The 24,198-nt window shown below is 43.3% G+C and carries 19 protein-coding genes and 3 pseudogenes; 15 read left to right on the top strand and 7 right to left on the bottom strand.

Features of this window, described 5'->3' with window-relative positions; all coding sequences use genetic code 11:
- Window positions 1–458: 458 nt before the first annotated feature.
- The 5 genes from P7F88_RS09065 (at window position 459) to P7F88_RS09045 (ending at window position 6,106) form a co-directional block, all read left to right on the top strand.
- The gene (locus P7F88_RS09065) at window positions 459–1,445 is read left to right on the top strand and encodes an ABC transporter substrate-binding protein (RefSeq protein WP_277823890.1); all 987 of its coding nucleotides are present in this window, start codon (window positions 459–461) and stop codon (window positions 1,443–1,445) included.
- The gene (locus P7F88_RS09060) at window positions 1,445–2,266 is read left to right on the top strand and encodes an ABC transporter ATP-binding protein (RefSeq protein WP_277823888.1); all 822 of its coding nucleotides are present in this window, start codon (window positions 1,445–1,447) and stop codon (window positions 2,264–2,266) included. Before P7F88_RS09065 ends, P7F88_RS09060 begins: the two co-directional genes overlap by 1 nt.
- 8 nt (window positions 2,267–2,274) lie before the next feature.
- A complete protein-coding gene (locus P7F88_RS09055; protein WP_277823886.1) occupies window positions 2,275–3,030 on the top strand; it encodes an ABC transporter permease in 756 nt (251 codons plus the stop codon).
- A 77-nt stretch (window positions 3,031–3,107) separates the two neighbouring features.
- Window positions 3,108–4,091 carry an isopenicillin N synthase family dioxygenase gene (locus P7F88_RS09050; protein WP_277823884.1) on the top strand — a complete coding sequence of 328 codons (984 nt, stop codon included), beginning with the start codon at window positions 3,108–3,110 and terminating at the stop codon, window positions 4,089–4,091.
- Window positions 4,092–4,372: 281 nt separating this feature from the next.
- A complete protein-coding gene (locus P7F88_RS09045; protein ID WP_277823882.1) occupies window positions 4,373–6,106 on the top strand; it encodes a diguanylate cyclase in 1,734 nt (577 codons plus the stop codon).
- Between the two features lie 25 nt (window positions 6,107–6,131).
- On the opposite strand, the gene P7F88_RS09040 is transcribed toward P7F88_RS09045, so the two are convergent.
- Both P7F88_RS09040 and P7F88_RS09035 read right to left on the bottom strand, forming a co-directional pair.
- Window positions 6,132–8,651, bottom strand: coding sequence for a bifunctional diguanylate cyclase/phosphodiesterase (locus P7F88_RS09040; RefSeq protein WP_277823880.1), 2,520 nt, complete (start codon window positions 8,649–8,651; stop codon window positions 6,132–6,134).
- 27 nt (window positions 8,652–8,678) lie between these two features.
- Window positions 8,679–9,782, bottom strand: coding sequence for an ABC transporter substrate-binding protein (locus P7F88_RS09035; RefSeq protein ID WP_277823878.1), 1,104 nt, complete (start codon window positions 9,780–9,782; stop codon window positions 8,679–8,681).
- A 466-nt stretch (window positions 9,783–10,248) separates the two neighbouring features.
- Between P7F88_RS09035 and P7F88_RS09030 the strand changes: the two genes are divergently transcribed.
- From P7F88_RS09030 to P7F88_RS09020, 3 genes are all read left to right on the top strand, one after another.
- Window positions 10,249–10,482, top strand: coding sequence for a hypothetical protein (locus P7F88_RS09030; RefSeq protein ID WP_277823877.1), 234 nt, complete (start codon window positions 10,249–10,251; stop codon window positions 10,480–10,482).
- 247 nt (window positions 10,483–10,729) lie between these two features.
- Complete coding sequence (locus P7F88_RS09025; RefSeq protein ID WP_277824587.1) at window positions 10,730–11,230, top strand: hypothetical protein; 501 nt, start codon at window positions 10,730–10,732, stop codon at window positions 11,228–11,230.
- Window positions 11,231–11,235: 5 nt separating this feature from the next.
- Window positions 11,236–12,708: a diguanylate cyclase domain-containing protein gene (locus tag P7F88_RS09020; RefSeq protein ID WP_277823875.1), complete on the top strand. Its 1,473-nt coding sequence runs from the start codon at window positions 11,236–11,238 to the stop codon at window positions 12,706–12,708.
- Between the two features lie 55 nt (window positions 12,709–12,763).
- On the opposite strand, the gene P7F88_RS09015 is transcribed toward P7F88_RS09020, so the two are convergent.
- The 3 genes and pseudogenes from P7F88_RS09015 to ulaR form a co-directional block, all read right to left on the bottom strand.
- Complete coding sequence (locus P7F88_RS09015; RefSeq protein ID WP_277823873.1) at window positions 12,764–13,177, bottom strand: VF530 family protein; 414 nt, start codon at window positions 13,175–13,177, stop codon at window positions 12,764–12,766.
- A gap of 141 nt (window positions 13,178–13,318) precedes the next feature.
- Window positions 13,319–14,386 carry an L-ascorbate 6-phosphate lactonase gene (gene ulaG / locus P7F88_RS09010; RefSeq protein WP_277823872.1) on the bottom strand — a complete coding sequence of 356 codons (1,068 nt, stop codon included), beginning with the start codon at window positions 14,384–14,386 and terminating at the stop codon, window positions 13,319–13,321.
- 20 nt (window positions 14,387–14,406) lie between these two features.
- Window positions 14,407–15,163 (bottom strand): annotated as a pseudogene (gene ulaR, locus P7F88_RS09005) (HTH-type transcriptional regulator UlaR).
- A gap of 391 nt (window positions 15,164–15,554) precedes the next feature.
- Between ulaR and P7F88_RS09000 the strand changes: the two are divergent.
- The 7 genes and pseudogenes from P7F88_RS09000 to P7F88_RS08970 all read left to right on the top strand — a co-directional run bounded on the left by P7F88_RS09000 (window position 15,555) and on the right by P7F88_RS08970 (window position 21,643).
- Window positions 15,555–17,325 (top strand): annotated as a pseudogene (locus tag P7F88_RS09000) (PTS ascorbate-specific subunit IIBC).
- 96 nt (window positions 17,326–17,421) lie between these two features.
- The gene (locus tag P7F88_RS08995) at window positions 17,422–17,892 is read left to right on the top strand and encodes a PTS sugar transporter subunit IIA (RefSeq protein WP_277823870.1); all 471 of its coding nucleotides are present in this window, start codon (window positions 17,422–17,424) and stop codon (window positions 17,890–17,892) included.
- A gap of 18 nt (window positions 17,893–17,910) precedes the next feature.
- Window positions 17,911–18,603: an L-ribulose-5-phosphate 4-epimerase gene (locus P7F88_RS08990; protein ID WP_277823868.1), complete on the top strand. Its 693-nt coding sequence runs from the start codon at window positions 17,911–17,913 to the stop codon at window positions 18,601–18,603.
- Window positions 18,604–18,616: 13 nt separating this feature from the next.
- Window positions 18,617–19,441: a Cof-type HAD-IIB family hydrolase gene (locus P7F88_RS08985; protein ID WP_277823866.1), complete on the top strand. Its 825-nt coding sequence runs from the start codon at window positions 18,617–18,619 to the stop codon at window positions 19,439–19,441.
- Between the two features lie 5 nt (window positions 19,442–19,446).
- Window positions 19,447–20,091 (top strand): 3-keto-L-gulonate-6-phosphate decarboxylase UlaD, encoded by a 645-nt coding sequence (locus tag P7F88_RS08980; protein WP_277823864.1) that lies wholly within the window; start codon window positions 19,447–19,449, stop codon window positions 20,089–20,091.
- Window positions 20,092–20,103: 12 nt separating this feature from the next.
- Window positions 20,104–20,991 carry an L-ribulose-5-phosphate 3-epimerase gene (locus P7F88_RS08975; protein ID WP_277823862.1) on the top strand — a complete coding sequence of 296 codons (888 nt, stop codon included), beginning with the start codon at window positions 20,104–20,106 and terminating at the stop codon, window positions 20,989–20,991.
- 244 nt (window positions 20,992–21,235) lie between these two features.
- On the top strand, window positions 21,236–21,643 hold the full coding sequence (locus P7F88_RS08970) for a hypothetical protein (RefSeq protein ID WP_277823860.1): 408 nt from the start codon (window positions 21,236–21,238) through the stop codon (window positions 21,641–21,643).
- 32 nt (window positions 21,644–21,675) lie between these two features.
- Here P7F88_RS08970 and P7F88_RS08965 read toward each other — a convergent pair.
- Together P7F88_RS08965 and P7F88_RS08960 are read right to left on the bottom strand one after the other, a co-directional pair.
- A pseudogene (locus P7F88_RS08965) lies at window positions 21,676–22,418 on the bottom strand (NAD(P)H-dependent oxidoreductase).
- 113 nt (window positions 22,419–22,531) lie between these two features.
- Window positions 22,532–24,124 carry a solute:sodium symporter family transporter gene (locus tag P7F88_RS08960; RefSeq protein WP_277823858.1) on the bottom strand — a complete coding sequence of 531 codons (1,593 nt, stop codon included), beginning with the start codon at window positions 24,122–24,124 and terminating at the stop codon, window positions 22,532–22,534.
- Between the last annotated feature and the right edge of the window lie 74 nt (window positions 24,125–24,198).

Here is a 24,198-nt window from a genome sequence, read left to right as displayed (position 1 = left end):
GTAGTTATTTCTAAGAGCAATAATTGAGCCATATAGTCGTTCTAGTCATATCTAGGTATAGTTCTATGTTCATTAGAAGATATGTAGAACAAGCGTGTTACATAAGCACAACATTTGTGCATCTTTGAACCAAGATGAAACAACAGGTACTATGTCGACTTTTGGTAGGTAACTCATGGAGTGCTGCTAGATATCTGGAATATATGGGTTGTAAACAAAATGTTTCTTTCTGGCACGGGGATTGCAATCTTGGATTAACAATAAGTTTGTTCAACAACAAATCACTATAAGAATAGAAAGTACAGTCAAAGAGTAGAAGCGATTATCGCGCCAGAATTGGCAGGTAGAGACATTGCTCGTTACAGCCGGAAAGGAAGTCAACTTGATGACATTCTCGGGTGGACGAATGTCAGCCTGCGCCTTTCCATCTAGTTAAACAGATATGAAAGGAATCAATAATGTTTAAAACTCTTAGCTCAACAGTATTACTAACAACGTTAAGTTTCTCTGTGCTAGCTGCGGACAAAGTTAAGTTTCAGCTAGATTGGCTACCAGGAGGAGACAAAGCCCCTGTTTACGTAGGTATTGATAAAGGAATTTTTGAAAAGTACGACCTTGATGTCACTATCAATCAGGGCAGGGGCTCTACAGAAGCCATCACAAAACTGGCTACTGGTATTTCGGATGTTGGAATTGCCGATATTTCAGCACTCATGGTTGCAAAAGCGAAAGATGGTGTACCAGTTTCTGCGGTTTACTCTATTTTTAGCCAGGCGCCTCATGCCTTTTTTGTTGTTGATAACGGCAAGATTAATTCGATTGCAGATATTAAAGGCAAGCGAGTAGCAACATCACCTTTCACTTCTTCAAATCTCTATCTTCCATTAGTACTAGAACAAAGTGGATTTTCTGAGGACGAAATTAAACTGATCAAAGCAGATCCGGGTGCACTAGGTCCAATGTTGGCAACAGAGAATACCGACGTATTGATTTCCTGGGTAACCAGTAAAGAGCGATTGATTAGCCAGGCGAAACAGGCTGGGAAAGAGCTAAAAGTCATGCCCTGGCATGAAGCGGGTCTTGAGCAATATGCGACTTCAGTTATCGCAAGTGATAAGTTTCTAGAAGAGCGTCCGGAAGTGGCGAAACGCTTTATCGAAGCTTATGCAGAGGCGGTTGAATACACCTGGGCTAACCCTGTTAAAAGTGCAGAGTCTATCAATAAAATGGTTCCTGAAGTGGATGTTAAGGTTGCAACTGACACTATCAACTCCATCTATGACCTTGTATACAACCCTATCAGTAAATCAACCAGTGTAGGTCAGTTCGACGCGAAACATTTAGCCTCTACCTGGAAATGGACTTCTTTGGCTCAGGGGATAGATGAAGCAAGTTTTAACCCTGAAGCAACACTCAACAGGGATTTCTTACCGGAGACAAAATAATGGCGAGTTTTGTTGAGTTTAAAGGGGTTTCGCATACCTATATTACCGACAAAGGCGCTGAAGTTCCGGCGCTGAGCGACGTGAATTTCAGTATCGAGAAGAATCAGTTCATTGCTGTGGTTGGCCCTTCCGGCTGCGGCAAATCAACGTTACTGAGGCTACTGTCGGGACTGATTCCAGCTACGGTAGGTGAAGTGTCTGTATTCGGTCATCAGATTACCGAGCCCAGAGACGACATAGGGATTGTATTTCAAAAGCCCACCTTACTGCCGTGGCTAAGTATACTGGATAACGTGTTGTTTCCTCTAAAGCACAAGTACAACTACGTTGGAAATAAAGATAAAGAGAAAGCAAAAGAGCTGATTAAGATGGTTGGGTTGCAGGATTTTCTGACCCAAAGGCCAGATGAGCTTTCTGGGGGCATGCAGCAGCGTATCGGCATCGCAAGGGCTTTGCTGCTTGATCCGGACATCTTGATCATGGATGAACCATTTTCTGCACTGGACGCGTTAACTCGTGAAGAAATGGGATTTGAACTTCAACGTATCTGGCAGGAAAAGCCAAAAACCGTTCTTTTCATTACTCACTCAATATCTGAAGCAGTCTTACTGGCGGATAAGGTTCTTATCATGAGCCAAAGGCCGGGAACCATAGCTGAAGAACTGGATATTGATCTTTCCCGACCAAGAAATATCGATACGATCCATGAGCCTAAATTTGCGGATTACACGACCCGTATTCGCAAGCATATTTACCAACCGCAGTTATCAGAAGTGGCTTCTGAACCTGAAACAACTGCGGGATTAAAAACAGTGGCATAGGTGAGAATATGAAGCATTTTTTTAAGCGTCATTTGCCAACTATAACGTTATTGTTGCTGATACCCTTCTGGGAATTAGTTTGCAAAGGCGCATCCATTCCCTCTTATATTCTTCCTGCTCCGTCAGATGTTTTTAACGCATTTGTTGGTGTTGATGGTGCCCGTTGGATAAAACACCTCTGGGCAACGCTCTATATAGCAATCTTGGGCTTTGTTATCTCTATAGCTGTGAGTATTCCAATTGCTATTTTAATGGTGCGCTCTGAATATTTGAATAAAACCATCTATCCATTATTGGTTGTGATTCAGTCGACCCCTGTTGTCGCGATTGCCCCGTTGTTAATCGTTATTCTGGGAACCGGCGATGCTCCGAGGTTAGCGATCACTTTCTTAATCACATTTTTCCCGCTGGTGGTTGCTGCTACTACCGGGATGCAAGCAACACCCAAGGAGTTGATAGAGCTTTCGCAATCTCTGCGTGCTAAACCGAGTCGAGAGATTTGGCAGATTCGGTTGCCTTATGCGATTCCTTACATATTTAGTGGACTTAAGGTAGCTATTACTCTTGCAATAATAGGCGCGGTAATTGCGGAGTTTGTAGCTGCGGAAGAAGGGCTTGGATACTTTATTCAGTTCTCTACCTCTTACTTTAAGATTCCTCAGGCATTCGCCTCCTTGTTTGTTTTATCCGTAATCAGTCTTGTTTTGTTCCACAGCATTAAACTGATTCAAAAAACATTTTTTAGCTGGAGTTTAGGCCGCTAAAAATAATAAAAGGAGTAGAAGCGGCAAATCGTAGATTGGCATTGCTCCATTAACTTGAGTTTCAAAATGGAGATTTTATGGCATACGCACTCGACGAACTTAACTTCGAATCAACCATTGGCAAGGTTGGACAAATCGATAATAGCCGAACCATTCCGGTTATCGATTTGTCTGATGCTGAAAGCCGAAGAGAAGAGATAACAGAGGCGCTTTGGAAAGCGGCGACTGAGGTGGGGTTCTTTCAATTGAAGAATCATTCGATACCCCTGGAAACCATCGACAAAGCGTTTGAACAATCTGAACAGTTTTTTGCTCTTAGTGAGTCTGATAAGCAATCGGTATCGTTACTTGAAGGACAAAATGCGGGTTGGGAGTACAAAGGGCAGGTCCGTCCTTCTACCGGTACTCCTGATCAAAAAGAGTCCTATCAAGTTACGCTGCCAAAAATGGAAGCGTTATGGCCAGACCGTACCCTACTAAAGGATTTTAAGACCGATATTCTGAATATGGAGTATAAGGCATGGCAGTTAGGAATGTTCATTCTCTCCTGTTTTTCAGAAAAACTAGGAATGGAAAAGGACTTTTTTACTAGCGCTCATAACAGGGAATCTAAACATTACCAATCTACACTCAGATTGCTGCATTACCTTCCACTTGATGAGGGCTATCTTCCTCAGGAGGGGATATGGAGAGCAGGAGCGCATACGGATTTCGACTGTTTGACTATGGTATTTCAGAGAGACGGGGAGGGTGGACTACAAGCGTGTCCGGGAAAAGATGCTCAGGGCGTTCAGCAATGGACAGATGTGGCACCAGAAAGAGGCATTATCACATGTAATATTGGTGATATGCTGATGCGGTGGAGCGATGACCAGCTAAAGTCTACGCTTCATAGAGTGAAAATGCCTGAACAACCAGGTAACCATAAAGCGCGTTATAGCATGGCGTTTTTCTGTCAGGCTAACAAAGATCAGGTTATCGAAGGGGCGAGAGGGAAATATGCTCCTATGACAGCAGAGGAGTACCTGCGCCATAGAATTGAAGCCAACTTTAGCGAATAAATGGCGCTTCCATAAGCCTCTGATACATGGGGGCTTATATCCGGTTCGATATTACCAAAGCTCAGGGTCCTCAAATGTACTGACGCAACTAGAATTGCCCAAATCGGCTCTAGCCCCTTTTTATTCAGCGATTATATTAACTCCTTTCTCAATCTTTCTAATAGAGCATCTATCGGATGATAAGCACATTTTGAACTAAACTTTGAATATTAGATATTTGGCTAATCATATGGTGGTCTAACCTGGTGCTAAAAACTTTCAACAACGAAAAAAGCGTTTTCATGCTCATACTTGCAGAGATAATGCTCTTGATCGTGTTAGTGATTGGCTCTGCTGTACTATTAAAAGAGCATACCGCCGCACAGAAACAGCTTGGTGAAGCAAACAAGTTGCGTTTTGAGTCCTATCTTCTGGCCGATCAGTTGAGACAAAGCTCGGATGACCTTACAAGGATGGTTCGCTCTTACGCCGTTTCTGAGAATCGAAAGTTTCAGCACTATTTTTGGGATATTCTTGCCATTCGTGACGGAAAGCTGGCACGCCCTGAACATTACGAAAGGGTCTACTGGGATTTTATGACTGTTGATAAGCCAGATCCTCCATTTCGTTCAGGAGAACAAATCTCTCTGGAGCAACTGATGCGCCGAGCTGGTTTTACTGATACTGAATTTCAATTGCTCGCGAAGGCGAAAAACAATTCAGATGATTTAGTCCTGCTTGAAGAGAAGGCGATGATGGCGATGGTTGGACAATTTCAGGGTGAAGATGGGCGGTTTTCGGTTCACGGTGAACCGGATCCTGAATTGGCTAGAAGCTTGTTATTTGGTGAGGTCTACCACCGGGCGAAAGTAGAGATCATGGCGCCAATTAATGAGTTCTTTAAAGAAATCGATATCCGAACTGCTACCAATGTGTCTGATGCTTTAATTCAGGTAATTCGTTACCAAAAACTGCTTGTCTTTGCTTTTCTGGCTCTGGTGGCGAATGGCTTTATGCTCTTCCTGACTACACTGAGATATCACGATGTTGTTATAGCCCGTTTTGAACGAACCAATAATGAACTCAAAGAGCTGAGCATTACAGATAGCTTAACCAATGTAGCTAACAGGCGTTCATTTGATCAGGTTTTGTCTCAGGAGTATGCGCGACATCGCCGCTCCAAAAGAAAGCTGTCGCTTATTCTGCTGGATATTGATTATTTCAAACAATACAACGACCTCTACGGACACGTTAAAGGGGATGAGTGTTTAAAACAGATCGCGAAGATTGTCTCCGAGTGCAACACTCGGCCCGGAGACGTTGTTGCCAGATATGGCGGGGAAGAGTTTGCCTGTGTATTGCCTGAAACAGGAAGAACAGGCTCCATTACCGTATCGCAAAGAATCCTGAAGAAGGTTCGTGAGGCAAGTATCATTCATGAGCAATCACCTAACGAGATAGTGACCGTTAGTATAGGTGTCGTATCGTCTTATTGTGTTGCTGATAAGCGCGCAGACGAGCTGGTAGAACAAGCCGATAAGCTTCTTTATCGGGCCAAGGAGTCAGGCAGAAACCGGGTTGAGTTTCTAAATGCAGATAAGGTGATTGGTCAGTCTGAGAGCAAGCTTATTCAGTTAGTCTGGCATGATAACTATTGCTGTGGGAACACCTTGATCGACACTCAGCATAGAGAGCTTTTTAATCTGGCGAACAAGCTAATGGAGGCCGGGTTATCTAGTGAAGAACCATCACCAGTATCTAACCTTTTGGTTGAGTTTTTAGAGGAGATGGATAGTCATTTCCAGGATGAAGAGAGACTTTTTAACGAGATCGATTTTCCGGGGAAAACCAAACACGCTGCTGAACACCAGGCCTTGCTTAAAAAGGGATACAAATTGGTTGAGAAGTACAATCGATCTGAAGTCACTGTCGATGAAGTATTTATGTTTATCTCTTCTGAGCTGGTTATTTCTCACATATTTAGCTCAGATCAGGAATATTTTCCGTTTATTCAAGAAGAGCGCAGCTGGACGTAGAAAAGGTGTCCGTGAATCACACAATTCATGTCAGTTGGGAGCGGTGCCTCGTAAACTGACGAATGCCGTTACCTATTTTCCAGTATTTTTTGGTTCTTGATGTCTTACTTTCTAACAACAGATTAGAAAACGCATCCTTCATCAGCGGTTTAGAGAAATAATACCCCTGAATAATATCGGCATCTTTTTGCTGCAAGAACGAGAACTCTTCTTTTGTTTCGACACCTTCGGCCACCACTTCCAGCCCTAAGCGTTGAGCCATCGCTATAATGGCAGATACGATAGCCTGGCCATCGCCTTCCTTATCAATGTCACTGATAAAACTTTTATCGATCTTAAGTTCATTTATTGGCAGGCCTTTCAGTGCGCTTAAGGATGAGTAACCCGTGCCAAAATCATCCAGCGAAATTCGAAGTCCATCTTGTTGTAGTTTCATTAGCTGATTAACCGTTTCGTTGCCTTGCATAATACTCGATTCAGTTACTTCGATAGTGAGGTGCTTAGGGCTTAGTTTATAGGTATCAAGATAGTCTAAAACAAGCTTATGAACGTCTACAGAAGCAAATTGAACATTCGACACATTGATAGAAACCCGAGGGACGTCAAACCCCGACATTTGCCATCGTGTAATTTGTAGGCATACCTCATTGAGTACCCATTGGCCTAGTTGAGTTATTAAGCCATTTTCTTCAGCAATGGGGATGAATACTTCAGGGCTAATCCACCCTTCCTGTGGGTGCTTCCAGCGTACAAGTGCTTCGCAACTTAATAGCTTACGTGTTTGTGCGCAATACTGAGGTTGGTAAGCAATAGAAAGTTTATTGTCATTTATCGCATCCTGTAGTAGCTCTCGCAATTCATGGACTCTAAGCGCTTTTCTTGCTGAATCTTCAGAAAAGAAGCGATAGGTATTTTTACCATTCATTTTTGCATCGTACATCGCTATGTCAGCACATTTAATAATATCTGAGGCGCTATTAATATTTTCATTGCTAAGTGCAATACCGATACTCGCTCCTATTTGAATTTTTTTATTGTCGATGATGATTGGATCTCTGAAAGAACTTAATATCCGTTCGACTACCGGAACCACATTAAGGCGTTCCTTAACTCCATAAAGAATAACAGTGAATTCGTCGCCACCTAGGCGTGCAACGTTATAGTCTACTCTCTCATTCTCCACGTAGCCGATTACATCCGCTCTGCGAAGAGTGTATCTCAGCCGTTTTGCTACTGTCACCAAGACCTCATCACCCATTTCATGGCCTTCAGTATCGTTAACGTGCTTAAATCCATCCAGGTCCATAAATAGCAGCGCAATATCGATCTCATGTTTACCACTATGGCTAAATTTTCGTTCTAGTTCTTCAGTAAGGTATAAGCGATTTGGCAACTGAGTTAGGCTATCTACATAGGCGATGTCTCTCATTTTTTGCTGTTGTCGTAATAATCCTTCGCCCATTTCCCTTATGGACTGTGCCAATGAACACAGCTCATCACCAGCATTGCGTCGGAAGCTCCAGTTTCGATTCCCATTCCCCATATTTCTTGCTGCTGATTGCAGATCCAGAATTGGAACAATGAGTTTTTTATGAAGATGCCAGTAAAGGGTTAAACCACAACTGGTCAGTACCAAAATGCCACTTACAATCATCCGGAGTGCAGTTGAAATAAGCGTTTCATTGAGCTCGGACTCGGGCCAGCCGATGGTGTAGTATAGGTTGCTGACAAGATGAGTGTGTCCTACAACATACTCACTATCGCTATTTCTAATACTTATAACTGGTTGCTCAAGGTTGGCACTCATCGCGTATTCGAGTGATGGCTTAATGATGCTTGGTTCTGAATATTTCCCCTCAGAAACAATTAGGTTTCCCCATTTATCATGTAGCGCAGTAAAGCCACTGCTTCCCAACTGATTGTCATGAATGAAGCTATGGATAAAGTTTAATACCACCTTTATCACCAGGTATCCCTTAAGAACACCCGGCGAATCCTTTGTTTTTTCTATCGTAAGATCCTGTTGGTACAATTTTCTCACCGATACCAGTACCCACTCACCTGTGTCCGAATCTTTCGTCGCTAATATCTCATGGTCATTAGGGGAGCTCGTGATTGCTTTATAGTATTCAGAGTATTGCTCTTCGTCTGTCTTGTTGAGATGGTCATCTTTATGCAGTGAAACTTCTTCATAACCATCGGGAGTGAGTAAAGATATTTCCACATACTCCGGATGAATACGCCTGAAGGAGGCGAATTCCTTTATCATCGTTTTATGCATAACATAGGCTCTTATTCCTGCATCTTCTGTTTTAAGATACCTATTTAAGATGATATTTTCGGAGAGCATTGCACTATCGGCTTTGACGCTGTCGATCTTTACCTCGAAAGCTGAGCGAGTTTGTGATACCGAATCTTGAATATACTCCTCGACTTTATTACTGATAAACTCCTGGTAAAACCATACTGAAGGCACGATAAGTACCACCATTTGAAGCAAAATGATGGGGATAATACTTAAGGTAATCTGTGTTCTTACTTTCATAGGCGGCTTATCCAACCTAAAGAAATGTTACTGCGCTTTCTTTAAGCGTATTAACTCATTTAATATCGAGTTGTGTTTACGTATCGTGTGCAAAGCAAGTGGCTGACTCAACTCCGATTTTTCAAGGCGTTGAACATCAGGATAAATCAATGGGTTCTGTAAAAAATCCGAAGGCAACAACTTTTCCGCTTCATGGTTTGGACTTGCACCGTAGACATACATCGCATTTGCTGCGGCCTGTTCAGCCCTATTAATAAAATCAATAAACTTATGCGCAAGGTCTGGATTTTTTGAGCCAGTAGATAAACAGATGAAATCGGCCCAAATAGCTCCCCCTTCTTTCGGTAATACATACTCTATTTGTGGTTGTACTTCCTTCAACATTAATGCATCACCGTTGTAGGTGACCAGTGCACTCACTTCTCCGGTAACCAGTTTGGATTTGTTCGCATCAACGACGACATGCGAATAGCTATCAATCATAGGAGCCTGTTTCAATAAAGCCTTACGAGCCTGTTCAAGTTGTGACTTATCGTTACTGTTCATTGAGTAACCAAGGTACTTTAATGCCGCTCCGACAAGCTCATCTGCGCTGATTGGCATCAAAATTTTTCCTTGTAGCTCTGGTACGGGTTCAAACAACTGGTTCCAGCTTTCTATCGGATCTTTTACTTTGTCTTTGCGATAGGCTATACCGGTTGTTCCCCAAAAATAGGGACTACACACTTGTTCTCTATCGGATAGGCCTGCTATATCAGGCAATGCCACATGTCTCAGGTTTGGAGCTTGAGAACTATCGAATTCTTGTATCCAGCCTAATTTTTTATAAAAAGGGGCGGCGATGGAATCGACCATCATCAGGTCATAACCAGAGGGACCATAGGTGGTCAAGATTTCTTCTCGATCGTCATCGGATTCAAAGTAAACGAAATTCACCTTGGCGTTATATTCACTCTCGAACTGAGCTACAACATCTTCATCGATATAGTCTCCCCAGGTTAGAAAAGTGAGTTGGGAAGTCGTGTTTGCAAAGCTAAAACCGGACATGAGTAGCGATGTTAGGATGAAGGTTCTCACGCTACCAATACTACGCTGAGCTGTTGAGACTAGAGTTACAATCCGATTGTTCATTTTACTTCCAGTAGCCAAATGTTAAATTAATGTAATTAAGTGATTCTTTATATATTCAGCGTAGGATAAATAAACAATGTTCACCAAAATATTTTTAATAACTCTTAATTGGTATTTTTGTTAATGTTATAAATTTCATAGAACTATATAGATAGAATTGTAGATAGCTGTTCATTGGTTATCCTACTCCAGATCGTTTAACACCAGAGGTAGCATGACTTTGTTCCTTCTGGCTGGTCATAAAAGCGGTGATAAATTTATATATATTTTGCATAACACTGTCGAAATAATACAAAAACAAAACATTTACATCTGATTTTATTTATCACTTACTACTTGATCTAGATACCAAACATACAACTTAATTATGAAATGTATTGAAGTTGAATTATATATAAATAATATAAACATCGTCAGGATGATGGTTGCACCATATAGTGTTCTAGGATGACAGGGGTTTAATTTGATGAGTGCAGTTTATAAAATTGAAACTTATAGCAAAGAATGTGCACAGGAAATATCGAGCTTTATAGCCGAGCGTGAAGGTGATTGCCTGGTCCACGGTTGGGCAATTATCACCGACTATTGCTTTAGCAGCCAACAATCTCTTGACTTACTGCCTTTGATATCCTCTATAACAGACAATATGAGTGAGTACGATCTTCATCGGTTTGATTTTATTACCAAGATAGTCGCGTAAAACAGTAATTTAAGGCTTACTATCCCTTCTGCGGTTGATCCAAATTTCTTAGGTCTAACACTTTAGTATTTCGTTATCTTGTTTGTATTGCAGTGACAGACTCCCCCGTACGAGAGCATGTTCATGGAACTCGTGATATTATTTGCGCTTATAATAAATGTAGTTAATATGTTTTTTTCTACTAAATATTGAGTAACAATTGCCAGGGATCGATATGCAAGTTTTTAGATATCTTAAAGCCGTTCTGATGTTTGCAATGGCTTTTCTAACACTCGCGGGGCAGGCTGTTGCTGCGTCTGATGCGAGTTATCCAGAGGGTTGGGAAGAGTGGCCTGTAGTTAAAGAGTCAATGAACCTTCCGGCGGATACGGTTTTACCCCCAGATACATCTCTATTTATTCAAGAATCTGTTCGTGCCTATGCGTGGATCAACGAAGGTAAAGGATCACCGCTGACAATTAGGGTTAACCCTGAAAAGCTCGAACAGTATAAAACACATGGTCCCTATTCTGATGGTCCTACTGTTGTAGCAGTATCAGAAGTCCAGGGGATTATATGGGTTACCGAGCACATCGGAGGCCTTGCGTTGTATGGAAGCTATGATCGCAAGGGTAACGACATTACTTCTATGCACCCTTCTCTAGAACCTAGTTTCTGTGAAAGTTGCCACACTACCTACAAAGACATCTGTATCAACGGAACCTGTGCTGAACCTGTGTTGAGCACTTATGATGATAAAAAAGAGTAAAAGTATTGAGTAGCCGATTTTTGGGCTGGTTAACGATAAACCAGATGTTGTTTATTTCGCATCTGGTTCTTGTGCTATCCATTATTTTTGGTATGTCCTATTCTCGGTATCAAAATGATTGGACGACAAAAGTTGAATATCTTGCTGATATGTCTGCAAGCCATATCGCTGCTTACAACACCTTTTTCTCCGGCTCAGTTGCGGGGCGAAACTACGCAAATTTGCTTATGCAATCGACACTGGATAGCCTTAAAGCGATTCCAAACCTAAAGTTTGCGGAAGTTTCCGGTACCAGTGATTATTCTAATCGCAGAGTTGAGGTCAGGTACTCGATAGAGAAAAGTAAAGGCTGGCGGTTGGATGTAACCGCACAGGAAGCTAAGCAACTGGCGGATAAACTGAATCAATTAGAAAGTTTGTTAGCAAAAACTCCAGCAACCAATACCGTTCATTTAAAAAAGCTTAATCACTTAATAAATAAAGTTAAAGTAGATTTAGAAGTAGTCAATGAAAACCTTCAGCTACAATCTCTTCCTATTCCTCAAGTTCCTGAAGTAATGAGAAACACGGATTATTTTTTAGATGAAGAAGCAAATTTACTTTTTGTCCACATAGAGTTGAGGAACGAAAATGGAGGGCATTTTTGGGCCGTTGTCGATGCGTCTGAGTTACAAGAAATAAAAAGGGAGCTATTAGCTAACGTATTGAAGGAAGCTATTATTGCGTTAATAGTGTCGTTTCTTCTTATCTATATCATCACATTCTGGCTGGTTAGCCCGCTAAAAGAGCTAGCGGCTTCGATGAAACAGGATATAGAGAAGATAGATCAATCACAGATTCCTGAGATAAAGCGCGCAGATGAAATTGGCGATTTAGCTCGCTCCTATTCAAGCTTGATTACTAAAATTAAAAACCAACTGCGTATTCTCCACAACCAAACAGAAACTGATTCTCTGACTGGTATCGGCTCTCGTTATAAATACCAAAGATATGGAGCGAAGTTGGTTCAAAGGAGCTTGACTAAAGGTGATCAAGTCTATGTATTGATATGCGATATCGATAACTTTAAGCGCTTTAATGACACTTATGGTCATACTGAAGGAGACAACGCTCTTACTGAAGTAGCGAACAGTATGATAAGTGTATTAGAGCCACATGAAATTGGTTGCCGGTTAGGTGGAGAAGAGTTCGTGTTCATACTGTCCGGTAAAGATGAAAGCAAGCTAAAGGCGAAAGTTGCAGCCATAAAGGCCGCTGTACAGAATCTCGATATTCCTCATAGCAGTAACCCCCCATACAACGTTGTCACTGTTTCTATTGGTGTTGCTCCAATAGCTTCAGCGCTGGAAAGAATCACCTCTGAACAATCCAATAATGGGCTTAGTAAGGCACTTAAGAAAGCAGATGAACAGCTTTATATCGGAAAAGAGTCAGGTAGAAACGTCATCATGTACTGCGATAAAGTGACGATAGATTAAGCCCCTTCAATGCAGAGGCTTAGCTTTAAATAACAGACCAGAACGGGAACTCTTGTTATTTGCGAAAATTGCGACCACGTGAAGATCGCGCTTTGTGGGAAGAGGCAGCCTTTGCTTGTGATTTCAATATTGAGTCAACGGTCAATTCCATAGGTTCTTTTGGTTTCAGTCCGTGAGGGAAGGTACGTGCGCGTGGAGGTAGTTCATACTCTTCGGCAGATGCGCGAGGCATACGCTTAAAGCGGTATAGGTAAAAATTTTCTAGCTTTTCTCTCGCCCAGTCGGTTTTCTTCAAATACTTCACGCTGCTTGCTACTGACGGCTTCGTATGGAAACAGTTAAAACGCATTGCCGTGTCTAAAATATCCCAACCATAGAAGTCCACGAGCTCCTGAATCATGGTTTCTAACTTAAGACCGTGTAATGGATTGTTTTTTTGTAGTTCGATTCTTTCTTCATCAGTCATCATAACGAGTACCTAAGTCTTTTGTGGGGTGGGGGATTCTAACAGAGTTAGTTGACTTACCCTATTAGTATCGTTGTGAATAACGAAAAAAGCCCCTGCAATGCAGAGGCTCAACTTTATATAACAGACGGGACGGGGTTGCTGTTATAGGAACGCTTTGTATGGTAGCTCTGGCTCATCTGTGTAGATGTCCTGGAAGCCACGGAAGTGCTGGTAGTGCATGCGTCCTTTATCGGTTGGGTAAGTGTACTTACCACCTACCTGCCAGAAGAACGGAGCGAAGTTGTACTGAAGACGATCTTTCTTCATGTTCCACAGCATTTCAATCTCACGAGGGTCGTTCTGGAAGTTAGCCCAGATATCGTGGTGGAAAGGCATCACTACTTCACAGTCCAGAGACTCAGCTGCACGTAGGATGTCAGAAGAAGTCATCTTATCAGTTACACCACGTGGGTTCTCACCGTAAGAAAGCAGAGCTACGTCGATCTTGTGGTCGTTACCGTGTTTCGCGTAGTAGTTAGAGTAGTGCGAGTCACCAGAATGGTACAGAGAACCACCTGTTGTTTCGATTAGGTAGTTAACCGCACGAAGATCCATACCATCAAGGATCTCTTTATCGTAAGAAGAAGTACCTTCAGGCAGAGTTACAAGAGCAGTACGGTCGAAAGAGTCTAGTACTTTGATTAGTGCGTCACCAACCTGAATTTCATCACCTACTTTAGCAACGATACAACGTTCTTCTGGTACACCCCAGCCAGTCCATAGGTCTACACAAGCTTGTGGACCGATGAATTTAACGTGGTCACCACAGTTCTGAAGAACAGCTGCTGCAACGTTTACGTCGATATGGTCAGCGTGGTCGTGAGAAGCCAGAACCGCATCAATTTCTTTGATGCCAAATGGGTCTAGTGGGAAGATTGCTGTACGAAGGTTTGGCTGTAGTTCACGAACGCCGCCCATACGCATCATCTGATGCTGGTTTTTCATGTAAGGGTTTGCCTGAGTTTTCTTACCAGTACCACACCAGAAGTCCATAGAGATGTTTGTGCCGCCTTCAGTTTTCAGCCAAACACCAGTACAACCCAGCCACCACATAGAGAAAGTATTTGGCTGAACCTCTGTTTTTTCAATTTCTTCGTTTAGCCACGTACCCCACTCAGGGAAAGTGCTCAGGATCCAGGATTCACGTGTGATTTCGTTTACTTTGCTCATGTCTATACCTATTAATTTATTTAAACCAGAATAACGTCGATGCCTTGTTCCCGAAGTCCCCTGACTACGTTCTCATCCGCATCTTTGCCTGTAATCACAATATCTATCTTGGTTGCCGGGCAGAACATCATTCCCGAACGTTGCCCTACCTTAGAGCTGTCTACCGCTACAACCAACTTACCTACCTGCTCCAACATCTGTTGCTCCACGACCGCTGTGAGCATATCTGTTTTATAAAGTCCCTGTTCGGTCAAGCCTTTACCACTGGTAAACATCCAGTGTCCAGCGTACGTTCGTGAGAACTCAGGTGTTGGATTTAAGAAGATATTTTTAGATTTGTTGTACTGTCCGCCGGTTATGATCACGAACTCATGATCCTGTTCGATCAAATAACTGGCTAATGGAAAGTAATTAGTAATGATTTTGATGTTTTCACCGCATAGCTCCTGACCAAGCATAAATGCGGTAGAGCCACAGTTGATTACTACACTGTCTCCCTTATCACATAGAGCTGCTGCCTTTTCAGCGATTGCCGTTTTTTGGCGATAGTTTTCCGTATTTTCAGCATTGAGCGGTGACCAGACCTTGCGGCTGAACTCTATCTTTTTCTGCGCCATTTCTAACCTTTTTAAGCTTTCCCATTTCATCCAGCTTGGTTAGATCTCTGCGTGCTGTTGCTGGAGAAACTTTAAAGGTTTCAGTAATAGTGCTTACCTGAATACTCTGCTTTTCATCCAGTAAAGAAAGAATGCTGTTATGTCGTTGTACTTCATTCATATCGCTACCAACTTTTATCATTACTAATCACTTTATGATTTATTGTGATTCTGTGTGATTCGTGATGATTCTATTACTCACAAGTAATCATGTCAAAGAACATGAGGTAAAAAGTTTGAACTAGATCCTTTATTATTTATAAGTGACTGTAATTAATGTATTTTTATTGTTTGGTGATTATTTTGTCAGATTTTTTTTGATCTAAATAGCATTTCAAATACGCAAATATGAGCACCATTGATCCAAATCAATTTAGTCACCGATGAGCATTGAATGATTGTTTGTGATTGTTATGTTTATGTCCGTGAGCAAATTACGTGAGTTAAGAGCACAGAAATCTGAACACTTAACTCTGTCCTACAGATAAAACATAAATAGAAGGGGTAAAAATATGGAGTTCCTATACGACGTATTCTATATTTTTTACAGTCAGGTAATGACAAAAGCACCGTTGCTACTTGGTTTAGTAACATGTATTGGTTACTGGCTACTGCGACGCGATCCAACCACAATCATCAAAGGTACAATCAAAACCATCGTTGGTTTCATGCTTGTACAAGTTGGTGCAGGTACTCTGGTTAAGGGATTCAAACCTGTTATCGAAAAACTTTCCGAATTCCACGGCCTGACCGGTTCGGTAATTGACCCGTACACAACAATGATGGCTACCATGGAAAACATGGGTGACATGTACTCATGGGTTGGTTATGCAGTACTTATCGCGCTTGGTATTAACATCCTGCTAGTACTATTCCGTCGCTTTACGGGTATTCGTACCATCATGCTTACTGGTCACATCATGTTCCAGCAGGCAGGTCTTGTAGCGGTGTTCTACTTCATTCTTGGCGCATCAATGTGGGAAACTATCCTTTACTCAGCTGTTCTTATGGCTCTGTACTGGGGTATTTCTTCTAACATCATGTTCAAGCCAACTGAAGAAGTTACTGGCGGAGCTGGTTTCTCTATCGGTCACCAGCAGCAGTTTGCATCATGGATCGCAACTAAAGTTGCTCCAAAACTAGGCGACAAAGAAGACAGCGTTGACCACATTGAACTACCTAAGTGGCTACACATTTTCCACTGATAGTATCGCTGCAACTGCAATCGTAATGACTCTGTTCTTCGGTGTTATCCTTCTATCGTTTGGTCTTGATAACCTTCAGGAAATGGCTGGCAAAACACACTGGACTATCTACATCCTTGAGACTGGTCTTAAATTTGCGGTAGCTATCCAGGTAATCGTTGCTGGTGTACGTATGTTCGTTGCTGAACTTTCAGAGGCATTTAAAGGTATCTCTGAGCGCGTTATCCCTAACGCAGTACTAGCGATCGACTGTGCGGCTATCTACGCGTTCTCTCCAAACGCAATGGTATTCGGTTTCATGTGGGGTGCAATCGGTCAGTTCCTTGCAGTAGGCTTGCTACTTCTTGCTGACTCACCAATCATGATTATCCCTGGATTCATCCCAATGTTCTTCTCGAACGCAACCATCGGTGTATTCGCGAACCACTTCGGTGGCTGGAAAGCAGTTATGAAGATCTGTTTCGTGATGGGTATTATCGAAGTAATTGGTTCTGCATGGGCTATCCAGCTAATCAGCAACCACGGTGTTGAGTTCAGCGGCTGGATGGGTATGGCTGACTGGGCACTGGTATTCCCACCAATCTTCGCTGGTCTTTCTGCTTCTAAAGCATTCTTCTGGATTCTGGTTGCACTAGCAGGCGTATACATGTTCTTCGCATCTAAGCAACTACGTGCTGAAGAAGATGCGCAAGCACAAGGCGGTGACCTTGAAGTTGAAGAGCCAGAAGTAGCTGCGGCAGTAGCACAAGCGGTTGAAGCAACAGACGGCGTTCGTCCTGTAAGCATCCTAGCGGTATGTGGTAACGGTCAGGGTTCATCAATGATGATGAAGATGAAGATCGGTAAATACCTTGAGAAGAAAGGTATCCCACACGTAATGGATTCATGTGCAGTATCTGACTACAAGTCAAAGCTGGCAAACACTGACATCATCGTTTCCTCTAAGCACCTTTCTGCTGAGATGGAAGTAGGTGAAGGCAAGTATGTACTAGGTGTACAGAACATGCTGAACCCCAACTCATTCGGCGATGAACTTATCGACCTAATCGACAAGAACTTCGCAGCACAAAGAGCATAAGACTGTTTCTTCTCAGAAATAGGTCCCTCTCAAAATAATAAGCACTACCCGGTTGCCAGACCTTCTCTGGCAACCACCCTCACTGGAGATATCACAATGGGTTTTAAACAATCACTAATCGACAACAACTCAATCAAGCTAAACGTAGAAGCAACTGAATGGCGTGACGCTATCAAAGTTGGTACTGACATGCTGATTGCATCTGGCGCGGTTGAGCCAAGCTACCACGAAGCGATCATCAACAGCATCGAAAAGCTAGGTCCGTACATCTGTATCGCTCCTGATTTCGCAATGCCACATGCGCGTCCTGAAGATGGTGTGAATCGTACAGCTTTCGCTCTGGTTACTCTTGCGAACCCAATTGATATCGAAGGCGAACAAGTAAAAGTAATGGTAACGCTGGCAGGCAGCTCTTCTGATGAGCATATGGAAGGCCTGATGGAAGTGACTCAGGTTCTGGATGACGAAGACAGCGAAACAGGTGTTGATGTTGAAAAGCTACTGGCTTGTAAAACCAACGAAGAAGTTTTTGCAGTAATCGATGAAGCACTGGCTGAACCAGCTTAATAGAGTAGGAAGATAATTATGTATCAGGAACTTAAACAACGCGTATTAGATGCCAATCTGCAATTACCAAAGTACGGTTTGGTGACATTTACCTGGGGTAATGTTTCTGAAATCGACCGTGAGCGTGGCGTGATTGCTATTAAACCATCGGGCGTTGAATACGACGACATGACCGTTGATGACATTGTAGTAGTTGATCTGGAAGGTAACCGCATTGAAGGTGAGATGAATCCATCCAGCGATACCGCAACACATATCGAGTTATACAAAGCTTATCCTGGCATTGGCGGGGTAGTACATACTCACTCACGTAACGCAACAACATGGGCGCAGGCTGGTCTGGATATTCCGGCACTGGGAACGACTCATGCAGATTATTTCTACGGTGACATCCCATGTACCCGTAACCTGACTAAAGATGAAATCGAAGGTGAGTACGAGAAAAATACTGGCTTTGTGATCATCGAAGAATTCAACAAGCGTGATTTAGACCCGAAAGCGGTACCGGGTGTTGTCGTAGCGGGACACGCTCCATTCTCATGGGGTAAGAATGCTAACGACGCAGTACACAACGCGGTGGTTCTGGAAGAAGTGGCTGTAATGGCACTTGGCACCAGAATGCTGAACAGCGGTATCAAAATCATGCAGGAGCTATCCGATAAGCACTACAACCGTAAACACGGTGCCAATGCATACTACGGACAGCGTTAAGAGGTAACGACATATGTATAAAGTTCTCGCTCTTGATTTGGATGGAACAGTTCTAAATAACGAACACGGCATTCACCCGGAAGTGAAAGCGGCGATTCGTGAGGCAAAAGAGAAGTGCCATGTGGTTTTGGTTACAGGGCGTCATCATACGGCGGCCAAACCCTATTACGAAGAGCTTGAACTCGATACCCCTGCTATCTGTTGTAACGGTACATATGTCTACGACTATCACAATCACAAGGTACTGGCGGAAAACGCCATCAGTAAGCCGAACGCTCAGCAGTTCTTAGCGCTTGCCAACGAATACAAAATGAAAGTGGTGCTTTATGTCACTCACTCCATGGTCTATTCGCGCAGTCAGCCAATTGACTATATGCACGCTCTGGAAGAGTGGGCGACAAGCTTTGAAGAGAGCCGCAAACCTGATATCCGCAAAATCGACTCCTTTGAAAAGGAGATTGAAGATGCGGAGTACATCTGGAAATTCGTTATCGAAGGTGAGCCAGATAGCATTGCTCAGATTGAAGATCTGGATTTTGTAAAACAGAACTTCTCTGGAGAGCGTTCCTGGTCAAATCGGGTCGATTTTGCCAACAGCGGAAATGCGAAAGGAATCCGACTGGCACAGTACCTTGAACAAAACGGTTATCAGCCTGAAGAGGTAATGGCTGTGGGTGATAACCATAACGATATATCAATGATCAAGTTAGCTGGCCTTGGCGTGGCAATGCAAAACGCCGATGAAAAAGTGAAGCAGGCCGCTGACCTGGTATGTGAAACAGACAACAACGAAGGTGGATTAGCCCGCCTTATCCGTGAGCAAATTATTAGAAGGTAAATACAATGACTAAACCAATGATCCAAATTGCACTTGACCAGACTGACCTTAAAACAGCGGTTGAAGTCGCTAACAACGTCGAAAGCTTTGTTGATGTAATTGAAGTAGGCACCATCCTGGCATTTGCTGAAGGTATGGAAGCAGTACGAGTACTTCGTAAAAACCACCCTGAACATGTTCTTGTATGTGATATGAAAACTACTGACGGCGGTGCAATCCTTGCTCGTCAGGCGTTTGAAGCGGGTTCTGACTGGATTACTGTTTCCGCTGCTGCACACATCGCAACTATCGAAGTGTGTAAGAAAGTGGCTGATGAGTTTAACGGTGAAATCCAGATCGAAATTTACGGTAACTGGACAATGGAAGACGCTAAAGCGTGGGTTGATCTAGGCATCAAACAGGCTATTTACCACCGTTCTCGTGATGCAGAACTTGCTGGTGTGGGCTGGACAGACGCAGACATCGAGAAGATGCGTGCGCTTTCTGAGCTGGGCCTAGAACTTTCAATCACTGGTGGCATCGTTCCTGAAGATCTGTACCTGTTTGAAGGTATCAAAGCGAAAACCTTTATCGCTGGTCGTGCACTTGCTGGTGAGAAAGGTAAAGAGACTGCTGAAGCACTACGCGAGCAGATCAACCGTTACTGGTAATCGGGTGACCTTATGTTTAAGAACTTAGAACGTCATCGTATGGGGCTTTACGAAAAAGCCCTGCCAAACGAGCTTTCCTGGGAAGAGAAGATCGCAAAGGCAAAAGCGTTGGGTTTTGATTTTCTTGAGATCTCTGTAGACGAATCAGACGAGCGTCGCGCTCGTCTGGACTGGAGTGATGAAGAAATTTATGGCCTGCGTCGTCTTTGTGAACAGTATGAATTGCCTCTGCAATCAATGTGTTTAAGTGCGCATCGCAAGTTCCCGTTTGGTTCTGCTGATCCGGCTATCCGTGAGCAAGCGGTTATCCATATGGAAAAAGCGATCACTCTGGCTTATAAGCTTGGCGTGAGAAACATTCAGCTTGCGGGCTACGATGTTTATTACGAGCCTGCGAATCAGGAAACGCATGAGCGCTTTATCGATGGTATGCGTTTCTGCGCAAAGCTGGCAGAGCGTGCAGGCATTATGCTTTCTGTCGAGATCATGGATACCGATTACCTGAACTCATTAAGCAAATTTGAAGTGCTGAATCGTGCTGTGAACTCTCCGTTTTTCACCGCTTATCCTGATGTGGGTAACATCAATGGCTGGAACTACGATACCTGTACAGAGTTGGCTTTGAGTGCGCCGCATATTACTCAGATCCACCTGAAAGACACTTATAAAGTGAAAGAAGGGTACAAAGGTCAGTTCCGTGATCTGGTGATTGGCGAAGGTGAAGTTGATTTCGATGCCATCTTCAAAACTATTAAAAAAACTGAACTTGTAGTGCCTATGGTGATTGAGATGTGGGCACAGGATGAAAAGTGGGAAGAGAACATTGTTACTGCCCAGAATCGCCTAAACATAGCGTGTATGGGAGCTGACTTACCCACTCTGTTTCCTGCATTGACTTAGATTTTAGGTTACAGGTTACAGGTTACAGGTTACAGATTAATCGAGTCCTAGACGTGAGGTCACCTATATTCAAATGAATATAAAGCATCCCCGTAGCTTATGATCTCGCTGCCTTTTCATTAAGGCTTCAGCGCAACTCTATTCCCAATAGAGTTGCGCTTTTTTTGTTATTGCGGCAGTTTACTTTAAAGCGATATTATAAAGGATTAATATAAAGCCCCTTTTTATAAGTAAAGAATTCGCTATGTCAGATGAAAAACTTGCACTCGAATGGATGCGTCAACAGGCTCAAAAAATAGATCCCTATCTTGAAGACCCATCATTTGATGATTGTGTTGAGCTGATTGGTCCAGCTTTTAAAAAGGGAAAAAACGTTGCTCAGCTAAGGTTTTTGCTGGGAGAGGCCGATCGCAGAGCTGGCGCTGCAGAGCGTAAACATGCCGCTTTAAAATACGCCAAAGAGAAAAGCCCGAATGCGGGGCAAATTCTTCGTCTGCAAAGTAAACTTCAGCGAGTTGAGCTGGCGCTGAAACTCGCGACCGGTGACAACAATATGACCATATCCCAGTTCTGTGCAGAATATGACGTAAGCAAGCGAGATGGCAGCACCGCGTGGCATGAAAAGCTGGTGCAGCAGAATAAGAACAAGTAATAGCTGGGGAAAGAGGTGGCTACTACTAAGAATTAACTTTGCTTAATGAAAGGCGAGTAGCTTGGTGAAGTTAACTTCAGGCGGCCTTCATCGTCAAAATCAGAGTCGGCGTTGAACATGATATCAGGTATGTCATACCACCCATCAATTACCTGCTTTTGTTTGGCTAAAATAGCTTTACAACGCAGCCCCAGCGCCTTTTTATCTTCTCCCTCAAAATAGCCATGAATACCATGGAATAGTACAGGTTGTTTGACGCTAAAACCGCAATAACGCAGTGAATAAGCAAGCGCCCAGAGATGCATATTTGTGTTGCCTTCTTTCCCATCCGGGCCGCTTTCTATCGCCGATGCACCTGTTGTTACGCAGAACAGAGTCTCTTTCCCCTTACAGAGGCCGGATTCAAAACGAGCATCGCTTCTATGTAATTCACCGTGAACAAAGCATCTCTCAATCCAGCCTTTTAATATTGCCGGGGGCCAAACCACCATAATGGGAAATGAAATATTACTCGGTCAGCGACATGTAGTTTTTCTACTTCAGTCGAGACATCACTTGGGAGAGTATTACAGCTCGCAGCTTCCAACTGAGCCTTCAAAGGGTCAAAGCCTTCTCTGCTTTTGCCATAATGTTCTGCACGTTCGCTGGGGTCAAATTTCATCGCATAAAGATCCGACCACAACACCTCGTCGGTGCAAGCGGCAGCAGAAGCGTTCGCCCATTGAGCATTGAACGAAGTCGTATTGGGGTGAGCCAGAACAATTAGCGTTGTCATGGTTTAAGTATAGGAGATGTAGGTCTGACGTAGCAAAAGTCGTTGGGTTATCAAACTGATGGATACAAAAAAGGAAGACAAGCTATTAACTTGCCTTCCATTGTAATGGTTGTTTAAGACGCAATTCCCAGAGGAGAGAAGATTACATATAGCGCCACAACGCCCATTAGAATAACCGCAGATGTTGCTTTTGCGTGTTTCCATTGTTCAAGCTGAACAACATTTCGTGCACGAGGCTGGTACGCTTCTTTTTGTGGAGAAATAGCTCCCACAATCACCATTAGAATAGCCGTCGCGACAAATAGCACGCCTGTCAGGTGTAGGAAGTGAATGTCGAACTCAAACACAAACATAGAAAGCGCATAACAAACCATGAAGAACACAATACCCATGTTCGCCGCTTTTTCCGGCACTTTCTTGGTTAGCAGACCAACAACAATCACGGTAAACATCGGAGCCATATAGAAGCTGTTTATCGTCTGGAAGTACTGGAAGAAGCCCTGAGGAACATAGTAGATGAACGGAGCAACAAAAATTGCACCTAAACCTACAATCGCACTGAATCGACGGCCCACATTCACAAGTTGCTCATCAGACGCTTCTGGGTTCATCAATGGTTTGTATACGTTCAGTGTAAACAGAGTCGAAGTACTGTGCAGAACGTTATTGAAAGAACTTAACACCGCACCAAAAAGAACGGCTGCAAAGAAACCCAACATTGGCGCAGGAAGAACCTCACGCACTAGCGCCGGATACGCAGCCTCACCAGACTCAAGGGAATCACCAAACATTGCAAACGCAATAATACCAGGTAGTAGCAGATAGAACGGACCAGCTAGTTTAACCAACCCAGCCCAAAGCACACCTTTTTGCCCTTCAGCAAGGTTTTTTGCACCTAATGCTCGCTGAATGATCGACTGGTTTGTACCCCAGTAGAACAGGTTAAGGATTAGCATACCGGTAAACATGGTTGTAAACGGAACAGGATCATCTTCACCACCGATGGCATTAAGCTTCTCTGGGTGTTCTGCCATTAGAGTTTGAAAACCAGCCACTGCGTTACCGTCGCCAATGGCACTTAAACCAAAGAAAGGAATAAGAATTACGCCACCAACAAGTAAGCCTACGCCGTTAAAAGTATCCGCATAAGTGATCGCTTTTAAGCCACCAAAAACCGCGTAAGATACACCGATAAGACCAAGGGCAAACACTACAACCCATAAGCTCCCCCAGTAGGATATGTCTAACGCTTCCGGGACGTTAAAAATACCACTAAGCGCAACCGAACCGGTATATAGAATTGGCGGAAGAAGGTTAAAGATATACCCGAACAAGAAAAGGAACGTACAGAACAGCATTGTGCCCTTACCGAACCTGTCCCCAATAAACTCGGGGATGGTAGTAAAGCCACCATTCAGGTATTTGGGTAGTAAATAAAGTGCAACAACAACAAGAGTAACGGCGGCACACACTTCCCACGCCATTGGTGTCATGTTCGCGGTATAGCTTTGCGCATTCAGACCCACTAACTGTTCTGTCGAAAGGTTGGTAAGAATAAGGGATGACGCAATGATGATTCCGCTCAAACCACGTCCCGCCAGGAAGTAGGATGTTGCGTCTTCTTGTTCTTTGTTTTTTCTCACCTTGAGCCATGATCCTATGGCAACCAGTGAGGTCAGACATGCAAACGAAATTGGTACTATCATTATTTACCTCGTTAATGATTTATTTTTTTCTAAGGGCTTATTCCTTGTGACAGCAAGCCCTTAGTCTATGTAGG

The sequence above is a fragment of the Vibrio hannami genome, from assembly GCF_029589055.1.
In the GTDB taxonomy this organism is placed as follows: domain Bacteria; phylum Pseudomonadota; class Gammaproteobacteria; order Enterobacterales; family Vibrionaceae; genus Vibrio; species Vibrio hannami.
This window is presented reverse-complemented; position numbering and strand designations above follow the sequence as displayed.